The organism is Saccharomonospora halophila 8, from assembly GCF_000383775.1.
GTDB lineage: Bacteria > Actinomycetota > Actinomycetes > Mycobacteriales > Pseudonocardiaceae > Saccharomonospora > Saccharomonospora halophila.
Map to the genome: position 1 here is coordinate 1 of NZ_KB912545.1, position 3,389 is coordinate 3,389.

A 3,389-nucleotide genomic window follows, 5' to 3' on the forward strand; every position below is an offset into this window, starting at 1 on the left:
GCCTCGCCCGCACCCGTGGAAACGGCCCGCCGCGGGCCGGGGTCGCGCGCGGCGGGCCGTTTCCGTGCCGGTCGGGCCGGAGGGTGGTCCGGCCTCCGGGAACTCAGGCGGTCATCTTGCGCAGCACGTACTGCAGGATGCCGCCGTTGCGGTAGTAGTCGGCCTCACCCGGGGTGTCGATGCGGACGACGGCGTCGAAGGTGACGGTCGAGCCGTCGTCCTTCGTGGCGGTGACCCGCACCGTCCCGGGCGTCTCCCCGCTGTTCAGCGCGGTGAGCCCGGCGATGTCGTAGGTCTCCGTGCCGTCCAGGCCGAGCGAGTCCGCCGACGACCCGTCCGGGAACTGCAGCGGGGCCACCCCCATGCCGATGAGGTTCGAACGGTGGATGCGCTCGAACGACTCGGCGATCACGGCGCGCACCCCGAGCAGCCGGGTGCCCTTGGCGGCCCAGTCCCGCGACGAGCCGGAGCCGTACTCCGTACCGCCCAGCACCACCAGCGGCGTGCCCTGCGCGGCGTAGTTCTGCGCGGCGTCGTAGATGAACGCCTGCGGGCCGCCGGGCTGGGTGAAGTCGCGGGTGTAGCCGCCCTGCACGTCGTCCAGCAGCAGGTTGCGCAGCCGGATGTTGGCGAACGTGCCGCGCACCATCACCTCGTGGTTGCCCCGGCGGGAGCCGTAGGAGTTGAAGTCCTTGCGCTCGACGCCGTTGTCCATGAGGTAACGGCCCGCGGGGGAGTCGGCCTTGATCGCGCCGGCCGGGGAGATGTGGTCGGTGGTGACCGAGTCGCCCAGCTTGGCCAGCACCCGGGCGCCGGAGATGTCGGTGACCGGGTCCGGCTCGGCGCCCATGCCCTCGAAGTACGGGGGCCTGCGCACGTAGGTGGACTGCGGGTCCCACGCGAAGGTCTCGCCCTCCGGGGTGGGCAGCGACTTCCACCGCTCGCCGCCGTCGAAGACGTCGGAGTAGTCCGAGGTGAACATCTCCTGGGTGATGGCCGACTCGATGGTCCGCTGAATCTCCTGCGGCGACGGCCAGATGTCGCGCAGGAAGACGTTGCCGCCGTCGGTGTCGGTGCCGAGCGGCTGGTTCTCGAAGTCGAAGTCCATCGTGCCCGCCAGCGCGTAGGCGATCACCAGCGGCGGCGAGGCCAGGTAGTTCATCTTGACGTCGGGGTTGATCCGGCCCTCGAAGTTGCGGTTGCCGGACAGCACCGACACGGCCGCGAGGTCGTTCTCCGAGACCGCGGCCGAGATCTCCTCGGGCAGCGGGCCGGAGTTGCCGATGCAGGTGGTGCAGCCGTAGCCGACCAGGTGGTAGCCCAGCTTCTCCAGGTACGGCCACAGCCCGGCCTTCTCGTAGTAGTCGGTGACCACCTGCGAGCCGGGCGCCATGGACGTCTTGACCCACGGCTTGACCGTCAGGCCCTTCTCGACCGCGTTGCGGGCCAGCAGCGCCGCACCCAGCATCACCGACGGGTTCGAGGTATTGGTGCACGAGGTGATCGAGGCGATCACCACGGCGCCGTGGTCGAGCACGAACTCGCCGCGGTCCGGCGAGGACACCGTGACCGGCTTGCTGGGCCTGCCGTCGGCGCCGAGGGCGGCCGAGTGCACGGCCGCCGGGCCGTCGTCGGCGAACTCCAGGGCGGGCGAGTCGCTGGCCGGGAAGGACTCCTCGGAGGCCTCGTCCATCTTGGTGTGCGGGACGGGCTCGTGGTCGGTGACGTACTCGCGCACCGAGCTGCGGAACGACGGCTTGGCCCCGCTGAGCGCGATGCGGTCCTGCGGACGCTTCGGACCGGCGATGGACGGCACCACGGTGGACAGGTCCAGCTCCAGGTACTCGGAGTACTCCGGCTCCCGGGCCGGGTCGTGCCACAGGCCCTGTTCCTTGGCGTAGGCCTCCACCAGCGCGAGCTGGTCGTCCGCGCGGCCGGTGAGCTTGAGGTAGCGCAGCGTCTCGTCGTCGATCGGGAAGATCGCGGCGGTGGAGCCGAACTCGGGGCTCATGTTGCCGATGGTGGCGCGGTTGGCCAGCGGGACCGAGGCCACGCCCTCGCCGTAGAACTCGACGAACTTGCCGACCACACCGTGCTGCCGCAGCATCTCGGTGATGGTGAGGACCACGTCGGTGGCGGTCGCGCCGGGCGGGATCTCCCCGGTGAGCTTGAACCCGACCACCTTGGGGATCAGCATCGACACGGGCTGGCCGAGCATCGCGGCCTCGGCCTCGATGCCGCCCACGCCCCAGCCGAGGACGCCGAGGCCGTTGACCATGGTCGTGTGCGAGTCGGTGCCCACGCACGTGTCCGGGTAGGCCTGGCCGTTGCGGGCCATGATCGAGCGGGCGAGGTGCTCGATGTTGACCTGGTGCACGATGCCGGTGCCGGGCGGGACGACCTTGAACTCCTCGAACGAGTTCTGCCCCCAGCGCAGGAACTGGTAGCGCTCCCGGTTGCGCTCGTACTCGATCTCGACGTTGCGCTCGAAGGCGTCGGCGCGGCCGAACACGTCGATGACCACCGAGTGGTCGATGACCATCTCGGCGGGCGCGAGCGGGTTGACCTGGTCCGGGCTGCCGCCGAGGTCGGTCACGGCCTCCCGCATCGTCGCGAGGTCGACGACACAGGGCACACCGGTGAAGTCCTGCATCACCACGCGGGCCGGGGTGAACTGGATCTCGGTGGCCGGCTCGGCCTTCGGGTCCCAGCCGCCGAGCGCGCGGATGTGCTCGGCGGTGATGTTCGCGCCGTCCTCCGTGCGCAGCAGGTTCTCGAGCAGGATCTTGAGGCTGTACGGAAGGCGCTGGGACCCCTCCACCGTGTCCAGGCGGAACACCTCGTAGGAGGTGTTGCCGACCTGGAGCGTGTCCCTGGCGCCGAAGCTGTTCTTACTGGCGGGTGCAGTCACGTTGTCTCCATGGCGGCGGTTGTTCGGGTAGCAGCAGGTCGAGTCTTGCGCACCTGCGTAGCGACCGCACTGATGCGTCTCGGACCGTCCTGCCTAAACCGTACGCTCGTACTTTTTCCGGTCAAGGTCAGGATAGCCGACAACCCGGCATCGCGGTGTGGTAGCCGGGCCGTCGGCGACCGGAGGCGGCGATCACACCCGCCCACCCCCGGGAGGGGTGCCCGGACCTCCGCGCTCCCTCGTCCGTGTGGCGCGTGTCCCCCTGTCCGGCGAAAACCGCGTTCCGAAACCGGTGTTCCGCGTGGTGCGGACGGTGCGCGTGTGGTGCCGGTGGCACAGTCCGACTACCGGGACGCAAAGGAGGTGACACCGGTGCTGACCAGTGCCGACGGTGCGCCGCGCCGCGGGAGCGGACGCCGCCGCCGGGTCGTGGTGACGGCGGTGGTCGCCGTCCTGCTCCTCGGCGGGGGCGGCGTCA

Annotated in this window: 1 protein-coding gene; it reads right to left on the reverse strand. The window is 70.3% G+C overall.

Features of this window, described 5'->3' with window-relative positions; translation table 11 throughout:
- Positions 1–103 precede the first annotated feature (103 nt).
- Complete coding sequence (locus SACHA_RS0110710; RefSeq protein ID WP_019809570.1) at positions 104–2,911, reverse strand: aconitate hydratase; 2,808 nt, start codon at positions 2,909–2,911, stop codon at positions 104–106.
- Between the last annotated feature and the right edge of the window lie 478 nt (positions 2,912–3,389).